This window comes from Streptomyces chartreusis (assembly GCF_008704715.1).
Classification (GTDB): Bacteria; Actinomycetota; Actinomycetes; order Streptomycetales; family Streptomycetaceae; genus Streptomyces; species Streptomyces chartreusis.
Genome location: NZ_CP023689.1, coordinates 625491 through 641512, shown reverse-complemented (window position 1 = coordinate 641512; position 16022 = coordinate 625491). Strand labels below are relative to the sequence as shown.

Sequence of the window (16022 nt, the reverse complement as noted above, 5' to 3'; positions counted from 1 at the left end):
TGCCACCGTGCACACCGTCAGCGTATGGCACTGAGTGCCACAGGTAAAGGCACTGCGTTCCCTGAATCTGGTGAGGAATCCGGCGAGGTCCGACCGCGGAAGGTTCAGCCGCGGTCGAGCGTCGCCTCGATCTCCTGGACCACCCGCCACAGCGGGGCGCCCCGCCGGGACACGACGACGACCACGTCCTCGGGTCCCTCGGCGCGCAAGGGGGGCGGGGGAGGGGCGACGCCGAAGGTGGACTGCACATAGCCCAGGGCCTGGTCCACTCCGGCGCTCGCGTCGCCGTGGCCGTCCGAGCGCAGCCAGGAACGCAGGGCGTTGTTGTGCGCGGCGACCACTGCGGCGGCGATCACGTCGGCCTGGAGCGTGCCGTCCCGCCGGCCCACGAAGCGCTCGCGCAGATACTCGGCCAGGGCCCGCTCGTAGCGCCAGACGACCGACAGCTCGTACGCGCGCAGCCCGGGCACCTGCTTGGTGAGCCGGTAGCGCTGCACCGAGAACGTCGGGTTCTCCGCGTACATGCGCAAGACCAGCCGGGCCGCGTCGCACACCCGGCGCACCGGCTCGTGCTCCTCGCCGCTCGCGGCCAGGAACGCCGTCATGTCTGCCAGGCAGCGCTCGTGGTCCGGGAAGACCACGTCCTCCTTGGACGGGAAGTAGCGGAAGAACGACCGCCGTCCGACGCCGGCCAGCGCGACGATGTCGTCGACGGTCGTCTGCTCGTAGCCCCGCTCCAGGAACAGCTGGAAGGCCGCCGCGACCAGGGCGTCCCGCATCGGGGGCTTCGTGCTGCTGGAGCTCATGGACGGAACGTAGCACCCGGAGCTGCGTCAATGGCACTCAGTGCAGTGAGAGGAGGGAACTGAGTGCTTCGGACATCCGGGCGATCCGATGTTTGTCCGGCGGCCCTCCGTCTGCCTACGATCGCCTGCCGCCGCAGCCGAGGAGCCCCGCATGCCGTCCGCCCGACCCCGCATTCTGTACGTCACCGACCTGGCCTACCCGGCCCGCGGGCGCCGCTACTGCGACGAGGACATCTTCCTCACCTCCCGACTGCGCGACGACTTCGACCTCGCCCTGTGCCACCCCCGGGACGCGGCCGCGCTCATGGGCGCCTTCGACGCGGTCGTCGTCCGCAACAGCGGCCCGGTCCTGACCTACCAGGACGCCTACGACGACTTCCGCCGCCGCGCCAGCGCCGACGGGACCCGGGTGTACAACCCGCTCTCCGGCAGGGCCGACATGGCCGGAAAGCAGTACCTGCTCGACCTGACCGCCGCCGGATACCCGGTCATCCCCACCGTCGACCGCGCCGAGGACCTGCACCGGCTGCCCGAGGCCGACCGCTATGTCGTCAAGCCCAAGCTGGGCGCCGACTCGATGGGGCTGCGGATCGTGCCGGCGAAGGAGGTGCGCGACTCGGTCGCGGGGGACGTCCTCGTCCAGCCCTGCGTCGACTTCGCCTACGAGGTCTCGTTCTACTTCGTCGACCACGACTTCCAATACGCCCTGTACGCGCCGGACACCGACCGGCGCTGGCAGCTGGAGCGGTACGAACCGACCGACGGCGACCTGGAGTTCGCCCGGCGCTTCGTCGAGTGGAACGGCCTCGGCCACGGTATCCAGCGCGTGGACGCCTGCCGCGCGCCGGGCGGTGAACTGCTGCTGGTCGAGCTGGAGGACCTCAACCCCTACCTGTCGCTCGGCGCCCTGGACGACGCCGGCCGTGACGCGTTCGTGGCCGCGATGAAGACGTCCCTGCACCGCTTCCTCGCCGCGCCCGCCTGACCGCGGCAACCGCGCCCGCGCCGGGCTGAACCGGCGGGACGTGTGCCCCGTATCACTCCTCGGGGATTGGCGAGCCCCGTGCAGACGGGGACGGAAGGAGTGCGGTTGTGTCCACACGGCCCGACCCCGCGGAGCCGGACGAAGGCCCGGTCCTGGAACCGATCCGCGTCCTGCGCCCGCGCCGCACGGACGCCCTCGCGGAACTGTTCCGCGAGTGGGAGGAAGGCAACGCCGGCTACGAGACGGTGGCCGTGCCCGGGTCGCTGCCCGGCACCGAGGACGCGACCCAGGAACTGCCCGCCGTCGCCGAGGACATGAAAGGCGCGCGGCGCCGCGGTGACCGTACCGGTCCTGGTCCCGGATTCCGCCGTACCGCCGTCGCGGTCGCCGTGACGGCGGCGGCCGTGGTCGGGTTCGGCGGCGCGCTCCTGCTGGCCGGCCGTGGGGACGACTCGCAGGCCCGCGAGCCGGATCCGTCGGCGAGCGCGTCCGCCTCGGCCGAGCCCGAGCCTCCCGCGTCCGGCGCACCCGGCGGGGGCGCGCAGCAGGACCCCGACTGCAGGGCGTCCTTCCGGACCGTCAACAGCTGGCAGGGCGGCTTCCAGGGCGAGGTGACGGTGACCAACGCGCCCTCGGGGGCGTCCTCCGGCTGGACGGCGACGGTCGTGCCGCCGGCCGGTGCCCGGCTCACCCAGGTCTGGGACGGCACCCTCGCCACGACCGCAGACGGCAGGGCGACGGTCTCCAACGCGTCCTGGAACGGCACCCTGGAACCCGGCGCGAGCGTCACCTTCGGGTTCCTCGCCGCCACTTCGGGCCAGGTCGGGGAGCCGTCGGCGACAGTCACCTGCGCGGCGACGGCCGGCGACTCCTGACCGCCCGACGGCTCGGCGGAGTGCTCCGGTGCGGTCGGCACCGGGGCGCCGGCTCAGCGCCCTCGGTCGACCAGCGCCTGGGACACGGCGCGCACGCTGCGGGCGATGTGCTGCAGCTGCATGACCTCGGCCGCGTACATCTTGATGGTGTGCTCGATGACCGACTCGGGCATGCCGAGCGCGGGGAGGTCGGCGCGGGCGGTCTGGAGGGCGGTGCGCGCGACCCGGATCTCGTTCTGGACCTGGATCTGCGCGTGCCGGGCGAGTAGGACGGGGTGGCGGATCAGCGCCGGATAGCTGGCGTAACGGGCCGGCACCAGCTCGCGCAGCCACTTCGCGGCCGAGCGTTCCCAGTCGTAGGACCCGGGGGTCTTGACCTGGCACGGCCAGTCCGGGGTGATGCGCGTGGTCGTCAGGGGCATGGTCATCGCTTCCGGTGTGCGGCGTCGTCTGGGTGTCCGACGGGGTCGGGGCGGCCCCGGCCTAGGGGATGACCGGGGCCGCCGCCACGGGCGCTCGCGCAGGCGATGCCCGACCGAACAGCCCGAACGCCGACGCGGGTAGGAGACGGCGGCCACGGCTGTTCGCAATGGAGCCCGGAAGGCAGACGGCAGTCGCACGACGGATGGGGTGACGTGCGCATGAGCGGTCCGACTGCTTTCGGCGGGCGGGTGGTGCGGTGTGAAGTATTTATATATGCCGTCTGGTTTGCAAGACGTATGAAAACATTCATGCGTGCTTTGATGTGAAAGGTTCCCGTGTGCTCCGGTATTCGCCGGTGTGCGAGGGGTGCCCTGTCGGGCGGGCGGTACGAGGGTCAGTCGCGCAGGAAGAACTGGTGCTGGTCGGAGATCTGCTCGTAGTCCTCCAGCCGAGCCTGCGTCCGCTCCGGGTCCGCGTCGGTCATGGCCTGGAGCAGCGCGGCGGCGATGACACCGGGCGCGGCGTACGAGTCGAAGACCAGCCGTGATCCGGTGCCGGTGGCGAAGACCACGTCGGCCGTGTCCGCCACCGGGCCGAGCGCCAGGTCCGTGACCAGGGCGACCCGCAGCCCGGCGCTGCGCGCGACCCGCACCGCGGTCAGCGTCTCCTGGGCGTGCCGCGGCATGGAGAACGCCAGCACCCAGGTGCCGCCGGCCTCCCGTGACTGGAGCAGCGCGTCGTAGGCGACACTGCCGCCCCGCGTCACCAGCCGGACGTCCGGGTGGATACGTCGTGCGGCGTAGGCGAAGTACTCGGCGAGCGAGGCGGAGATGCGCAGCCCGAGGATGGTCAGCGGGGTCGACTGCGACAGCTTTCGGCCGACGTCGATCAACTGGTCCGGGTCGGCGAAGTCGCGCCGCAGGTTCTCCAGGTTGTCGATCTCGGCGTCCACGGCCGACTGGAGTTCGTTGGCGCCGTTCTCCTCCGCCGCCACCGGGCCGCCCGACAGGGCTCCCAGCGCGATCGCCTGGAGCTTCTCCCGTAGCGCCGGGTAACCGCTGAAGCCGACGGCCGCGGCGAACCGGGTCACGGAGGGCTGGCTGACGCCGGCCCGCTCGGCGAGGTCGGTGATCGAAAGGAACGCCGCCTCGGTGATGTGCTCGATCAGGTACTGCGCGATGCGCCGCTGCCCGGGGGAGAGCCGGGGCTGGTCGAAGAGCGTCCTGAGCTGGGAACTCGGGGACACCCCGGTCTCCGGCACCGTCTTTCCGGAGGTGATGGCGGATGCCTGTGCGCGTGCCTGCTGGGGCGATGGCGCCGGTGCGCCTCTTTTGTCTCCCACAGTGCCTCAACATAGCTCACACACCGTGTCGACCCGGTCCCCTCATGCGCTCTACTCAGCGACGATAGATCGTGATCGAATGACCGACGCCGTCGATCGGCCGACTGCCCTCGATCAGTTCGGCCAGCCGTCCGGTCGCCTTGGCCGCCGCGGAGTCCGACACCACCAGCAGTCCGCGCACGTCACCGGGGTCCGCCCGGCGCGGATCGGAGGCGTGGATTCCGTAGTACGACGGCACCCCGCTGCCCTTGTAGACGAGCCAGATCCGCTCGCCCCGGTAGCGCTCACGCAGCCGGTCCGCGAGCCGGCCCAGGTCCTGTCCCCAGTCGACGTTCGAGTCGTGCAGCCGCAGATGGGTCTTCGCCGGACCGCCGAACGCCTCGTTGGAGTACGGCAGATAGTAGGGGTAGGTGCGCAGCGAGCTCACGGCGACGAACAGCACCAGCGTGCCGACCGCCGCCTGCACCCACCGCCGGCGCACCACCAGGACACAACCCGCCGCCACCGCCAGGAACATCGGCACGAACACCGCGTACCGCGTGCCGAAGTCCCGCGACCCGAGCATGGCCGCGCCGAGCAGCACGGCCGTCGGTACCAGCAGATACGGCGCCACGGGCCGCAGCCGCCGCACGGCCACCAGGGTGACGGCGCCGGCGGCCCACAGCGCGAGCATGCCGAGCGGCGTCTTCACCAGCAGCGCCGCCGGCAGGTAGTACCAGAGCGACCCGGTGTAGAGCCGGCCGAACAGAAAGCCCTGCCACGGGTAGTCCTCGAAGTGGAACTGCACGCGCATGCCGTCCCGGTACGCCTCCGGGAACGGCAGCAGGTCCACGACCAGCCCGCGCAATCCGCGCACCGCGGGCACGGGCTCCTCCGGCGCCCAGCGCAACCGCGGATCCACCACGAGATACGACGCCCATACGACCGCGATCGCGACCAGCACCAGAACGCCGGCGCCGGCCGCGGCCCGCCCCAGCGCCCGCCGACGAGGCTGAGCGGGCGCTCGCGCGCACCACACCGACAGGCCGGCGAGCGCCATGAGCACCGGGATCGCCGCGAGCATGCTCATCTTCGTCGCCAGGGCCGCCCCGAGCGCTGCCCCGGCCAAGGGAACGTACAGCCGGGGCCGATGACGGGCCCGCCACAGCAGCCACACCGACGTCAGCACGAAACCGGCCGCCGGCACGTCCAGCGTGGCGAGCGAGCCGTGCGCGACGAGGTCGGGGGAGAAGGCGTACAGGCCGAGCGCCGCCAAACCGCCCGCCGCACCGGCGAGTTCCCGGGCGAAGGCGAACACGACCAGCCCGAACGCGAGCGTCAGAGCGATCACGGGCAGCCGCGCGAACAGCATCACCCGCCACGGGTCGTTCCCGGACTCGTACAGCAGATGCCGACCCAACCGGCCCTGATCGCCCGTGAAGGAGGCATCGACACGCGGATCTGCGAGGGCCACACCGGCGCCGATGACCAGCTTGCCGAGCGGCGGATGCTCGGGGTTGTGGACCACCTCGTGCTCGTGCAGATACTCGGCCGCCGTGCCGACGTACACGGGTTCGTCGATGGTCGGCGTCTGCCGCACTGCGGTCGTCACCATCGCGACGGCCATCTGACCGAGCAGCAGGACCACCAGGAGCGGGACGAGCAGGCGCCGGGCGACGGGCGGACCGGCGAGTCCCCGAGGAGTCGGAGCCGTGGTCGGGGCCGTGACCGGCTGCGAGGCCGATTGCTGTTCGAGCGCCATCATCCGCTCCGCGGCACCGTCGGCCCCGGGACGGCGGAAGCTGATTCTCGGGCGGCCCATGTGCCCACTCTGCATCAGCTTCCGCCCGGGACGCGGTTACCGCCTCAGGAGTCGTACCGACAGACCTTCCGTCGTGTAGACGGGTACGGCTCGCAGAGCGGGTGAGTTCACCTCGATCCGGTCGAACTGGCCGCGCAGCCGCTGCGCCTCGACGACGGGAACCGTGCTCCCCGCGACCGGCGGGCGCTCGGGGTCCAGGCGCAGCGACAGCACGGCGCCGCGGCCCAGCACGACTCGGCCGGACACCTCGAGCGCCGGGCCGTGGTTCCTGCGCAGCGGCAGCTCCAGGCGTGTGTCGCCCTCCTGGACGTACGCGCCGCGCACCCGCAGCACCTCGTCCGCGCGCAGCGTGCCGCCCACGACGCGCACGTCGCCCTGGCCGAGGGCGTTCGCGGACGCCCCGACGAGCACGCCGCCCTCGACGACCGTGCCGCCGTGGAAGCGGTTGTGGCCCGACAGGGTGAGCGTGCCGGTGCCGCGCTTGGTCAGGCCGCCCTCGCCGCGGATGTCGTTGCGCCAGCTGTCCGCCGCGCCGAAGCCCCCGGCGGCCGCGTCGAGCGTGACGGTCACGTCGGAGTCGAAGGCGCCGTAGCCGTCGGAGGCCGAGAACAGGTCCAGCCGCCCCCACTGTTCGAAGGCGTCGAGCAGGACGTACCCGGCGGGCAGCGCGGTCGTGCGCAGCACCTCGCGGCGCTGGGCCGCGGTGAGATAGGGCTGGCGTGTCTCCAGCAGCACCTCGGCGCCCTTCGGCACGGTCAGCGGCACGTCACGGCCCTGCCGGGTCAGGACATAGGTCAGCTTGGGACGGACCGTACGGGCGTTGGCCTCGCGGTCCGCGTACGGGTCGGTGTCGGTGCCGCCCGAGTGGGCGTAGGCGTACAGCGTGTCGGCGGTGGTGCCGGTGTGCTGCCGGAAGTAGGCCAGGGCCTGGGTGCGGGCGGCGGCCTTGAGCTCGGCGTTGGCCGGGTCGGTGAGGGCCGCTGCGGCCAACGCCGTGGCCATCACGCGGCCGCCCAGGACGTCGACGGTGGAGTGCATGCCCGCGACGATCCGGGTGTGGCTCAGCTCGAAGGCGCCGGTGACCAGCTCCTGGAAGCGTTCGGGCACGGCATAGGCGTACGCCAGGGCCGCCAGGTGCAGGGCGTTGGTGTGCCCGCTGGGGAAGCCGCCGTCCTCGGCCGGGGTCTCGGCCCGCTGGCGCAGCAGCTGCGGGGCGACGCTCACCCGCGAGTCGTAGACGGGGAAGCCGAAGGCGTCCTTCGCCCCGGTGTCGACGACCTCGCTGTCCTCGTTCATCCGCCACGGACGCGGGTACTGGAAGGCGAACTTGGCCGGGTTCCCGGAGGCGAACGGGCCGCGCACCGTGTCGACCAGCCTGGCCACCTGGCCGAGGTCCGAGTCGTAGGAACCGGCGCCGATCGCGGAACCGGCCGGAGCGCCGGCGGGCACCGCGTCGCTGATCTTCCCGGCGGGCGTGCCGTCCGGGGCGCCGGTGATCGAGGTGACCGCCTTGGCGCCGGTCCTGTACAGCTCAGCCAGCGGACCGAGCCCGGCGATGACCGAGTAGCTCTGGTGCTGACGGTCGACGATGAAGGATTCCCTGGCCTGGGCGTCCGTGCGCGAGGCGGTGACGCGGGCGCAGTAGCGCATGTTGGCGCGCAGCACCTCGGGCATCAACGGCGTGCCGGTGTTCCAGGCGCCGCCGGTCTTCCACACCTTCGCGAAGCCGCCGAGGATCCGGACCACCGCGTTGGTCTCGGGCGTCTGGTTCGCGACGACGTTGGTCCTGTAGTCGTCCACGAACGCGGCCGCCTGTACGGCGGTCTTGGCATCGGCGGCGGGCAGCCAGCCGGCGACGGCGGGCACTACGACGAGCGCCGCGCCGCCTCCGGCGGAGGTCAGGAGAAAGCGCCTTCTATCGATGGTCGGGGTGGCCAGGTCCCCGGAGGGTGACGGCATGAGTGCCTCTCTCGGATTCTCCGGCCGAACGGCCGGGAGGAGATCGAAACGATCGGCTCGACCGGCCGGCACGCGGCGAAAGGGCGTGCGGCGCACGGGGCGCGCTGCGGTCGGGGCCGAGTCCTACGAGCGAAGATCTACGGGCGGGTCGTGTCGGACCCGGGATGGCCCGGCGTCCGGGGGATGTCACAGGAGTGAACGCGCGAGCGCCACGGCCCCCTCCACCGGCGGCACTTCCAGGGGCCGTGGCTGTGCCCCCGGTACGCTGTCGGCGAGCGCGGCGGCGAACGCGTCGTACAGGCCGGGCTGGGCGAGAATCGTGCTGCCCGCGATCACGACGTCGTCCACCGGCACCCCGCGCGCGGCGAGTTGCTCGACCAGCGCGGCCAGCGACCTGCCGCCCTCGTCGATCACCGCGCGGGCGAGCGGTGAACCGGCCGCCGCGGCGGCGAACACCACCGGAGCGTGCCGGCCCCAGTCCGCGGAAGGGCTCTTCGCGCCCTCCAACGCCGCGCCGAGCGCGGGTACTTCGGGAACCTGGAACGCGTCGATGAGCCCGACCGCCAGTGCGTCGGGCTCCTCGCCGAGGTCGTGCGCCGCCCATACGGCCCGTGCGGCCTCGCGGACGAGACCGGCCGAGCCGCCCTCGTCGCCGAGGACCGCGCCCCAGCCGCCGACCTGGACGGAAGTGCCGTCGGTCAGCCGGCCGACCGCGACGGAACCGGTGCCGGCGACCAGGCCGACGCCCTTGTCCAACCCGGCGGCGGGAACGAGCAGTTCGGCGTCGCCGACCACCGACGCGGGCGCGTCGAAGTGCAGTTGGAGAGCGGTACGGATCTGGGCGCACTGGCGCGCGGTCTCGCAGGCGTGTCCGCCCACCGAGAGGGCGGCCGGACGCACCCCCTTCGGCAGGGCGCCGGCGACCAGCGCCGCCAGCCATCCGGCGGCGGCCACCGGATCGTGCGGCCGCCAGCCGCTGCTCGTGCGGACGTGATCGGCGACCAGGCCGTCCCCCGCGTACGCGCGGAGATGCGTCTTGGTGCCGCCGACGTCGATACCGATCACGAGGGGCGTGAAGTCCTGCACGGAACCTCTCTCGTCGTTGCGCCGGCGCAGGCGGTTCGGCAGCGCCCCGGAAGGGTGCGAGCCGTGTCGACATGCGGCTCCGCGGCGTGAGCGCGATCAAGCACGATGACGCCGCGGACGACCGACGACCCTGTGCGGCACAGCCGGCGAAGCGCCCTGGCGGGCGAACCATGCCTGGAATCAAGGGAGTTGGTGAACTAACGAAGCCCCGGGACGGGCTTCTGGCGGACACGGCAGGCGAGTACCGTGAAGTTCGTTAGGAAGTTAACTAACGAAGTACAGTGCGTCAAGAGGCATCGCGCACTCGACCACTGAGCGGCCCGTGACCCGTGGGAGAACTGTGATAGACGACGTGGCGGAAGCCCCCCGCCTGACCGAGAGCGCAAGCGCGGTCTTCGCTGTGCTCGCCGGGGCGGGCAGCGCGACCCGGCCGCAGCTCGCGAGCCTGGCGGGCCTGTCCAAGCCCACCGTGTCCTCCGCCGTCGCGGAGCTGGAGAGCGCCCGGCTGGCCGCCCACTCCGGCACGGCCTCCGGCGTCACGGGCCGCTCGGCCGCCGTCTACGGGCTCGGGCCCGCCGCCGGGGCGGTGCTCGCCGTGGATCTCGGTCCCGCGCTGACCCGGGTGCGCGGCTGCGCCCTGGACGGCACCCTCCTCGCCCAGGCCACCGGGACCCGGGACGAGGCCGCCGACGTGGTCCGCGAGGCACTTGCCGCGCTGCCCGCCGGCGCCCCGCTGCGCACCGTCGTCGTCGCCGTCGGCGACGTCACCGCACGCGAGAAGGAGGGTGCCCGCATGCGCCCCGCCACGGCCAAGGCCGGCCCGGTCTTCGACGCCATGGCCGTCGCCCTGCCGCCGGGCGTCCCCGTCCACCTCGAGAACAACGTCAACTGCGCCGCGCTCGCCGAACTGCACGAGGGCGCCGCGCGGGGCCGACGCACCTTCGGCTACCTGCGGATCGGCGTCGGTATCGGCCTCGGCATCGTGGTCGGCGGTGAGGTGCTGCGCGGAGCCAATGGCGCCGCCGGTGAGCTGGCCCGGCTGCCCTACCCCTGGGACGACGGCCGCGAGCCGCGCCACGAGGCCCTGGAGGAGTACATCGGCGCCCGCTCGCTCCTGCGGCGGGCTGCCGAGGCTTGGCCGGACGAGGACGGGCCGTGCCCGCGCACCGCCGAGCAGCTCTTCACCAGGGCGGGGGAGGGCCGGGCCGTGGCACGCGCGGTGATCGACCGCCATGCCGTCGACGTCGGCCGGCTCGCCGCCGCCGTCACCGCCGTACTGGACCCCGGACTGATCGTGCTCGGCGGCAGCACCGGCGCCGACCCGCAGATCCTGCCCGGTGTGCGGGCGGAACTCGACCGGCTGAGCTGGCCCACCGAAGTCGTCAGCAGCATGGTCGGTGACCTCGGCACGGTCGTGGGCGCCGCCCGCCTCGCGGTCACCCGAGGAGTCCAAACCGTGACCGAGACCGCGGGGGCGAAGGATTGACGGCCTCCGACTCGATCTGCCAATGTCCGGACAAGCGCTTTCTAAGTCGGCCGGGACGCCGGCTTGGGTTGAGCATCCCGCCCGTACGCGAAGTACGGCAGCCGCACGAGGGCGTGCTTGTGCGACGACGGCCCTCATGGCCGGGGATCCCACCCGTCGAGGCGATGCGGCCGGGCGAGGCCGCGCCCCCGGAAGGCGAAATTTCCCGCAGAACGCACCCGTGCCGCCTCGGCAGGCCCCGTGCTTCCTCCGCTACGACGAAAAGGGATCGAAGATGACCAGTGTGGGTGTGCGGCGCTCTCGCCGACTCGGTCGCGGCGGTATACGCCGTGTCATTCCCCTCGCTGCTGTGGCCACGGCAGGTGCCCTGCTCCTCTCCGCCTGCGGCGGGTCGGGGTCCGGCTCGGGCGGAAACTCCAAGTCGCTGACGTTCTGGATCTCCACGGTTCCGGGGCAGGACGCGGGCTGGAAGAAGATGGTGGCGCAGTACAAGAAGGAAGCCGGCGTCGACGTCAAGCTCGTCAACATTCCCTACGACGGCTACACGACGAAGCTGCACAACGCCGCACAGGCGAACTCGCTGCCCGACGTCGCGGCCGTCCCGGCGCTGGACCCGATCTGGTCGAACAAGCTGATCGACCTCAGCTCCATCGCCAACAACAAGAGCAACAAGATCAACGCCAACTTCCTCGCCAAGGACTCCTCCGGGAAGGTGCTGTCCATCCCCTCGGACGTCACCGCGTCCGGCCTGTTCATCAACGAGTCGCTGTTCAAGAAGGCCGGCGTCGCCTTCCCGACCTCGCCCTCGAAGACCTGGACCTGGAAGGACTTCATCGCGGCGGCGAACAAGGTCCGCGAGAAGACCGGCGCCAAGTACTCGCTGACCTTCGACCAGTCGCCGTCCCGGCTGCGCGCCATGGTGTACGAGATGGGCGGTAAGTACGTCCACGCGGACGACTCCGGCAAGTTCTCGGTGGACGCGGCGACCAAGAAGGCCGTGAAGTACTTCGTCGGACTGAACGACGACAAGACCATGCCGAAGTCGGTGTGGACCAGCGGCGCCGACCCGTCGGCCATGTTCCAGAGCGGTGACGTGGTCGCCTACTGGTCCGGGGTGTGGCAGGTTCCCGCCTTCGCGGAGAGCATCAAGAAGTTCGACTGGGCCAGTGTCCCGACGCCGGCCGAGCCGGTGCAGGCCAGCGACGTCAACAGCGGCGGCATGACGGTCGGCTTCAACAACAACGCCGACGCGGCCGCGGCCGCGACGAAGTTCCTGTCCTGGCTGTACGAGCCGGCCCACTACCAGGCGCTGTGCGAGGCGTCCGGGTTCCTCCCCGTCGAGAGCGGTCTGAACCCGAAGTACCCCTTCACCTCCGAGGCGGCGCAGGCGGCGTTCAAGCTGTACAACGAGTCGATCCCGCTCTACGCCCCGATCTCCGGCTACTTCAACAGCGCGCAGACGAACTGGGTGCTGAAGGGCAAGAGCCTCACCGAGGACCCGACGAAGACGGAGCTCGGAAAGGCGATCAACGGCCAGCAGTCGGCCGACAAGGCCCTGGAGAACATCGTGGACGGCTACAACCAGCAGGTCGGCGGCGCGTCATAGGCCACAGGGCCGGGCGGCGGCGTGCGACCCGCCGCCCGGCCCTGTACTCCACGCGATGCCGGGCTCATGGAGTGAGCCCACCGCAACCCATTCCACCAGCACGGAGTCAGGAAGATGACAAAACGCGCCTCGGCCGTGTCCGCGAGCCCGCCCAGGAGACGCAGCAAGTACACCCTTGCGCCGCTCGTCCTCATCGCGGCCAATGTCGTGCTCTTCTCACTGTTCTTCGTCTGGCCGGCGGTGATCGGGCTCGTCTACTCCTTCACGAACTACACGGGGGTGGGGGCGTTCCAGTTCGTCGGACTGGACAACTACAGCAACCTGTTCGGGGACTCCACCTTCTACGACGCGCTGAGCCGGACGCTGCTGTACACCGTGCTCGTCGTTCCGTTGAACTTCGTGCTCTCGCTGCTCATCGCCAACCTGGTCGTGAGCAAGCAGGCCAAGGGCTCGTCGGTCGCCCGTGTCGTCTTCTTCGTCCCGTGGCTCATCTCGCCCATCGTCGTGGGTGTCCTGTGGCGATGGCTGTTCGGCGAGAACTTCGGACTGATCAACTACGTCATCGAGAAGCTCGGTGGGGACGCGATCGCGTGGCAGTCGAACGCGGACCTGTCGCTGGGCGTGGTGGTCATGGCGGGCGCCTGGTGGGGTACGGCCTTCTCGATGCTGCTGTTCATCGCGGCGATCAAGAACGTGCCCACCTCGTACTACGAGGCCGCCTCGCTCGACGGCGCGGGCCCCTGGCGACAGTTCATCAGCATCACACTGCCGAGCATCGCGCCCACCTCCTTCATCGTCATCCTGCTCAACACCATCAACGCGATGAAGGAATACCCGCTGTTCGTCTCCCTCAACAACGGCGGGCCGGGTACGTCGAACAACCTGCTCGTCCAGTACATCTACCAGACCGGCTTCAACCGGGGCCAGATCGGCTACGCGAGCGCCGCCTCCTTCGTGCTCATGCTCATCCTGATGGCCGTCGCGGTCATCCAGCTGATCGTCAACCGGCGGGTGGAGAACCGATGACAACCACAGACATGCCACGCCCGGTCGACGGCGGTTCCGGACGGGCCGTCTCCAAGAAGCGGCCCCGCGGCGGGCGCAGCGGCGGACTACGCCAGGCGGTGTCGGCGACGACACTGCTGTGGATCATGGCGTGCCTCTACGGGCTGCCGGTGCTGTGGTTCGTCCTCAGCTCCTTCAAGCCGGCCGGGGACCTGTTCTCCCTTCCGCTGACGGTGCTTCCGCACGACCCCACCCTGTCGGGCTACTCGGCGGCGTGGGACAGCGCCAACTTCTCCCAGTACTTCGTCAACACGGCCATCGTGTGCGTGATCACGACGATCCTCACGGTGGGAGCGAGCTGCTGTACGGGGTACGCGCTGGCCAAGTACGACAACACATGGCTCAAGGTGTTCTTCATCTGCATCCTGGCCACCACGATGCTGCCGTCCGAGGTCATGCTCGCCCCGGAGTTCCTGGTCGTCCGCGACCTCGGCCTCTACAACTCGCTCGGCGGCATCATCCTCCCGGCCGTGCTCACCGCGACCGGATGCTTCATGTTCCGCCAGTTCTTCCTGACGGTCCCCGACGAACTCATCGAGGCCGCACGCATCGACGGCGCGCGTGAGCTGTCGATCTTCCTGAGGATCATGGTCCCGGTCTCCCGGCCCATCATGCTGACGCTCGCCATCCTGTCGTTCCAGTGGCGGTGGAACGACTACATCTGGCCGCTGCTGATGCTCAACGACCCCAGCAAGTTCACCGTGCAGATCGGCATCCAGAGCCTCGTCGGCGCGCAGAACATCAACTGGTCGGTGCTGCTCGGCGGTTCGGTCATCTCCATGATCCCGCTGATCCTCGTCTTCCTGGTGTTCCAGCGTTACGTCATGAACGCCAACATCAACGCGGGGCTGAAGGACTGACCGTGCAGATCACGCTCGACCGCGAGTTCGTCCGTGCGGCGGCCCGCGCCGCCGACCGGCAGGCCGCCCCGCTGGCGGCCCGCCCGGACCAGGAGCCGGCCGGTGTGTCCCATCGCGGTCTGGCGCGCCGGGTGAGAACACTGCTCGCGGCGTACCGTTCACCGGACTCGACGCTGCACGCCAGTGACCGGGCCGTCGCCGCCGCGATGACGCACCTCACCGCTCTGCGGGCCGTGCAGACCCCCTCCGGTCTCTTCGCCGGTGGCGACAACGTGCAGTCACCCCCGGATTCCGCGTTCACGATCAACGACGTGTGCGACGCGCACGTCATCGCCGTGAGCGCGGGACCGGAACTGCGAGAGGCCGCGGACGTCCTCGCCGAGATCGCCGGTGCTGCTTCCGAAAGCCTCCGGACCGGCGGCGTGCACACGCCGAATCACCGATGGGAACTGTGCGCGGCGCTGGCCCGCCTGCACCGGTCGTTCCCGGACGACCGGCTGCTCGACCGCATCGACGCGTGGCTGGCCGAAGGCGTCGACATCGACGCGGAGGGCCTGTACTCGGAACGCAGCGCCAACTACGCGGCCCACGTCTCCAACCCCTCCCTGCTGTTGCTGGCCGACATGCTCGACCGCGCCGACCTGCTGGACGCCGTCGAACGCAACCTCGCCACGACCCTGGACCTCATCAGGCCGGACGGCACGGTGGAGACCGTCCACTCGCGACGGCAGGACCAGAACGGCCCGTTCCCGCTGGCGCCCTTCCTGCCGCACTACCGGCTGCTCGCGATCCGCACCGGCCGGGGTGACTTCGCCCGCGCGGCACGGCTGGCGGCCGCCGACGGGATCGACGACCCCGGCCTGCTCGCCGAGACCCTCCTCACCCCGGACCTGTGCCGCGTCCTGCCGGCACCGGCCGCGCAGACGCTTCCGCGCGAGCGATACCTCACCACCGCTCGCCTCGCCGCGCGCGCATCGGCCACCGCGCACACCGTGGTGTACGGCGGCTCCGACGTGCCCGAACACCGGCGCATCCGCTCGGGCCTCGCCTGCAATCCCACCTTCCTGCGCATGTTCGCCGGCGACGCCGTCCTCGACTCGGTCCGCCTCTCGCGGGGATTCTTCGACCTCGGCCCGTTCCGCGCCGAGACCATGCAACAACTCGCCGACAACCGGTACCGGCTCACCCAGACCCTCACGGCCGCCTACTACCAGCCGCTCCCGCCGGACCTGCGCCGGGACGACGGCGCCTACCGGATGGCGGACGAGGGACGCTTCTCGGCCGCGATGGCCTTCCCCGACCGGCCCCGGGACGAGGTCTCCCACACGACCCGCGTCGAGGTGGACCTGATGGACGACGGCGCCGACCTGCGGATCGACATCAGCGGGCCACGGGTGCCCTGGTCCCTCGAACTGACCTTCCGGCCGGACGGCGTGCCGGAGGGCGCCGTACCGATCGGCGACGGACGCTGGTGCCTGACGACCGGGCCGATGACCTATCGGGTCGGTGACGACGAGATCCGGGTCGAGGCCCACGTCGAGGCGGGCGAACCGCTCGCCGGGCCGGACCGGAGCGACGTACTGCGGTACGACCCGGGGCAGGACCACACCGTGGTGGGAGGCACCGACGCGACGACCGGGAACCGTGTCCACCTGGGCGGACTCGGTCCGCAGACGCTGACCGTCGCACTGCGCGCCCGCCGTACCGCATCTGCCAAGTGACCCCGAC

The 16022-nt window shown here is 71.1% G+C and carries 13 protein-coding genes; 7 read left to right on the top strand and 6 right to left on the bottom strand.

The features are described 5' to 3' along the window. Positions 1-104: 104 nt before the first annotated feature. Positions 105-779 (bottom strand): TetR family transcriptional regulator, encoded by a 675-nt coding sequence (locus CP983_RS02640; RefSeq protein ID WP_189748570.1) that lies wholly within the window; start codon positions 777-779, stop codon positions 105-107. A gap of 178 nt (positions 780-957) precedes the next feature. Here CP983_RS02640 and CP983_RS02635 point away from each other — a divergent pair, with 178 nt between their 5' ends. Beyond that, entirely contained in the window at positions 958-1791 is an 834-nt protein-coding gene (locus tag CP983_RS02635) for an ATP-grasp domain-containing protein (RefSeq protein WP_150498365.1), read from the top strand. Between the two features lie 107 nt (positions 1792-1898). After that, positions 1899-2666 (top strand): cellulose binding domain-containing protein, encoded by a 768-nt coding sequence (locus CP983_RS45045; protein WP_341874890.1) that lies wholly within the window; start codon positions 1899-1901, stop codon positions 2664-2666. A 53-nt stretch (positions 2667-2719) separates the two neighbouring features. On the opposite strand, the gene CP983_RS02625 is transcribed toward CP983_RS45045, so the two are convergent. The 5 genes from CP983_RS02625 to CP983_RS02605 all read right to left on the bottom strand — a co-directional run bounded on the left by CP983_RS02625 (position 2720) and on the right by CP983_RS02605 (position 9277). Next, on the bottom strand, positions 2720-3094 hold the full coding sequence (locus tag CP983_RS02625) for a hypothetical protein (protein ID WP_030959331.1): 375 nt from the start codon (positions 3092-3094) through the stop codon (positions 2720-2722). A 389-nt stretch (positions 3095-3483) separates the two neighbouring features. Next, positions 3484-4431, bottom strand: a complete 948-nt coding sequence (locus CP983_RS02620) for a MurR/RpiR family transcriptional regulator (RefSeq protein ID WP_150498364.1) — start codon at positions 4429-4431, stop codon at positions 3484-3486. A 55-nt stretch (positions 4432-4486) separates the two neighbouring features. Further along, positions 4487-6175: a phospholipid carrier-dependent glycosyltransferase gene (locus CP983_RS02615; protein WP_150506345.1), complete on the bottom strand. Its 1689-nt coding sequence runs from the start codon at positions 6173-6175 to the stop codon at positions 4487-4489. Positions 6176-6268: 93 nt separating this feature from the next. Beyond that, a complete protein-coding gene (locus CP983_RS02610; protein ID WP_150498363.1) occupies positions 6269-8191 on the bottom strand; it encodes a phosphatase PAP2 family protein in 1923 nt (640 codons plus the stop codon). A gap of 186 nt (positions 8192-8377) precedes the next feature. Then, on the bottom strand, positions 8378-9277 hold the full coding sequence (locus CP983_RS02605; RefSeq protein WP_150498362.1) for an N-acetylglucosamine kinase: 900 nt from the start codon (positions 9275-9277) through the stop codon (positions 8378-8380). A 352-nt stretch (positions 9278-9629) separates the two neighbouring features. Here CP983_RS02605 and CP983_RS02600 point away from each other — a divergent pair, with 352 nt between their 5' ends. From CP983_RS02600 to CP983_RS02580, 5 genes are all read left to right on the top strand, one after another. After that, a complete protein-coding gene (locus tag CP983_RS02600) occupies positions 9630-10763 on the top strand; it encodes an ROK family transcriptional regulator (RefSeq protein ID WP_229914621.1) in 1134 nt (377 codons plus the stop codon). 274 nt (positions 10764-11037) lie between these two features. Further along, complete coding sequence (locus CP983_RS02595; protein WP_150498360.1) at positions 11038-12369, top strand: extracellular solute-binding protein; 1332 nt, start codon at positions 11038-11040, stop codon at positions 12367-12369. Positions 12370-12483: 114 nt separating this feature from the next. Next, positions 12484-13395, top strand: a complete 912-nt coding sequence (locus CP983_RS02590) for a carbohydrate ABC transporter permease (protein WP_150498359.1) — start codon at positions 12484-12486, stop codon at positions 13393-13395. Then, entirely contained in the window at positions 13392-14294 is a 903-nt protein-coding gene (locus CP983_RS02585; protein ID WP_107910310.1) for a carbohydrate ABC transporter permease, read from the top strand. Before CP983_RS02590 ends, CP983_RS02585 begins: the two co-directional genes overlap by 4 nt. Before the next feature lie 2 nt (positions 14295-14296). Then, positions 14297-16015: a hypothetical protein gene (locus tag CP983_RS02580; RefSeq protein WP_150498358.1), complete on the top strand. Its 1719-nt coding sequence runs from the start codon at positions 14297-14299 to the stop codon at positions 16013-16015. Positions 16016-16022 lie beyond the last annotated feature (7 nt).

Coding starts and splice junctions, on each gene's coding strand:
- CP983_RS02640 (WP_189748570.1), bottom strand. CDS start 779: ATGCGGGACGCCCTGGTCGCGGCGGCCTTCCAGCTGTTCCTGGAGCGG.
- CP983_RS02635 (WP_150498365.1), top strand. CDS start 958: ATGCCGTCCGCCCGACCCCGCATTCTGTACGTCACCGACCTGGCCTAC.
- CP983_RS02625 (WP_030959331.1), bottom strand. CDS start 3,094: ATGACCATGCCCCTGACGACCACGCGCATCACCCCGGACTGGCCGTGC.
- CP983_RS02615 (WP_150506345.1), bottom strand. CDS start 6,175: ATGATGGCGCTCGAACAGCAATCGGCCTCGCAGCCGGTCACGGCCCCG.
- CP983_RS02610 (WP_150498363.1), bottom strand. CDS start 8,191: ATGCCGTCACCCTCCGGGGACCTGGCCACCCCGACCATCGATAGAAGG.
- CP983_RS02595 (WP_150498360.1), top strand. CDS start 11,038: ATGACCAGTGTGGGTGTGCGGCGCTCTCGCCGACTCGGTCGCGGCGGT.
- CP983_RS02590 (WP_150498359.1), top strand. CDS start 12,484: ATGACAAAACGCGCCTCGGCCGTGTCCGCGAGCCCGCCCAGGAGACGC.
- CP983_RS02585 (WP_107910310.1), top strand. CDS start 13,392: ATGACAACCACAGACATGCCACGCCCGGTCGACGGCGGTTCCGGACGG.